2 protein-coding genes are annotated in these 2,254 nt (G+C 63.5%); both read left to right on the top strand.

Annotated features, from left to right (window positions below):
* A partial coding sequence (locus tag ADADOO_RS12850) for an efflux RND transporter permease subunit (protein WP_511277900.1) occupies positions 1-1,190 on the top strand: 1,190 nt, incomplete at its 5' end.
* An 85-nt stretch (positions 1,191-1,275) separates the two neighbouring features.
* The coding region (locus ADADOO_RS12845; RefSeq protein ID WP_511277899.1) for a YcaO-like family protein at positions 1,276-2,254 on the top strand (979 nt) is incomplete at its 3' end.

The raw sequence follows: 2,254 nt of genomic DNA, 5'->3' as shown, positions 1-2,254 counted from the left end.
CGTGGACGATGCCGATCAAGGCGCGCATCGACATGCTGTCCACCGGCATCCGCACGCCGATCGGCATCAAGGTCTTCGGCACCGACCTTGTTGAAATGGAACGCCTGGCCAAGGAAATCGAACGCGTCGTCAAGACCGTGCCCGGCACCAGCAGCGCTTTCGCCGAACGCATCACCGGCGGCTTCTACCTCGACATCGTGCCCGACCGCATCGCCCTGGCTCGCTACGGTCTGACGGTTGGCGAAGTGATGGATGTCGTTGCCGCTGCACTGGGCGGCGAGATGGTCACCACCACCGTCGAAGGCCGCGAACGCTTCGGAGTAACCATTCGCTACCCGCGCGACCTGCGCAGCGACCCGCAGGCCATCGCCCGCGAAGTACTCGTCCCGGTGCCGGCTGAAATGGGTGCTCCGGCAACCATGATCCCGCTCGGCCAGTTGGCGGAAATCAAGATCACCACCGGCGCTCCGGCCATCCGCACCGAAAACGCCCTGCTCTCGGCCTACATCTACGTCGATATCCGCGACCGCGACATCGGCTCCTACGTCGCCGAAGCCCGCAAGGCAGTCAACGAACAGGTCAAATTCACCCCCGGCACCTACGTAACGTGGAGCGGCCAGTTCGAGTACATGGAACGGGCCATCGCCAAGCTGAAAGTGGTCGTCCCGGTCACCCTGCTCATCATCTTCCTGCTCCTCTACCTCAATTTCCGGCGCCTCACCGAAACGCTGATCGTCATGCTCTCGGTGCCCTTCGCGCTGGTCGGCGGCATCTGGCTGATGTGGCTGCTCGGCTACAACCTGTCGGTCGCCGCCGCCATCGGCTTCATCGCCCTGGCCGGCGTCGCCGCCGAAACCGGGGTGGTCATGCTGATCTACCTCGACCACGCCTGGGTCGAAGTGCAGCAAAAATGCGCCGCCGAAGACCGTCGCCCGCAGGCTGCCGACCTCTACGCCGCGGTGATGGAAGGCGCCGTCGAACGCGTCCGCCCAAAGATGATGACGGTTACCGCGATCATGGCCGGCCTGCTGCCCATTTTGTGGGGCACCGGCACCGGCGCGGAAGTCATGAGCCGGATCGCGGCGCCGATGGTCGGCGGCATGATTTCATCGACGGTACTAACGCTGGCGGTCATTCCAGCGATTTACGCACTGCTCAAGGAGCGCCAGAACGCCCTCAGTTCGATTTGAGTTTTGGTCAATATTTCCGGTTGACCGTGGCAATGGCCGCTGCCTGACGTACACTGCGCGCCTCACCCTTTAGGCAGGACGCCCGATGCAACAAGAACACTTCATTCCGGGCAAAGATGCCTCGCTCGAACACGCCATCACCTCGATGCAGGCCAAGCTCACCGCCCGCGGTTTCGACATCGAGGAATGCTCCTGGCTCAACCCGGTCGACAACGTCTGGTCGGTGCATGTGCGTAATCGCGCCTGCCACCTGATGTTCACCAACGGCAAAGGGGCGACCAAGCTGGCCGCCCACGCCAGCGCCCTCGGCGAGTATTTCGAGCGGCTGTCCTGCAACTATTTCTGGAACCATTATTACCTCGGCGAAACCATCGCCAACCGCGCCTTCACGCACTACCCGCGCGAACGCTGGTTCCCGCTGACGGCCCATGGCACCGACTGGCCAGCCGAGTTGCTGACGCCCGAACTGCAAGCTTTCTACAACCCGGAAGGCAGCATCCCGGCCGAAATGCTCGTGGACATGAATTCCGGCAACGAGGATCGCGGCATCTGCGCCATTCCCTACGTCCGCCAGCGCGACGGCGCCGAGGTCTTCTTCCCGGTCAATGTCATCAGCAACCTTTATGTCAGCAACGGCATGTCGGCCGGCAACACGCTGGCCGAAGCGCGCGCCCAGGCACTGTCGGAAATCCTCGAACGCCACGTCAAGTTCAAGGTCATCGCCGAAGGCTTGTGCCTGCCCGACGTGCCGGAAGACGTCATCGCCCGCTACCCGAGCATCGCCGCCGGCATCAAGGGCCTGCGCGACGCCGGGTTCGGCATCCTGGTCAAGGACGCCTCGCTCGGCGGCCTCTACCCGGTGATGTGCGTGACCATGCTCAACCCCAAGGATCAAGGCGTCTTCGCCAGCTTCGGCGCCCATCCGCGCTTCGAAATCGCCCTTGAACGCGCCCTGACCGAATTGCTCCAGGGCCGCGCCCTCGAAGCACTGGACGGTTTCCCGCCCCCCGGCTTCGACCTCGACGAAATCGCCAGCGCGCCGAACATCGAAATCCACTTCGTCG

Source organism: Azonexus sp. (assembly GCF_036170495.1).
In the GTDB taxonomy this organism is placed as follows: Bacteria; Pseudomonadota; Gammaproteobacteria; order Burkholderiales; family Rhodocyclaceae; genus Azonexus.
Note: the sequence above shows the minus strand (reverse complement) of the source record. Positions and strands in the feature narration are given on the sequence as shown.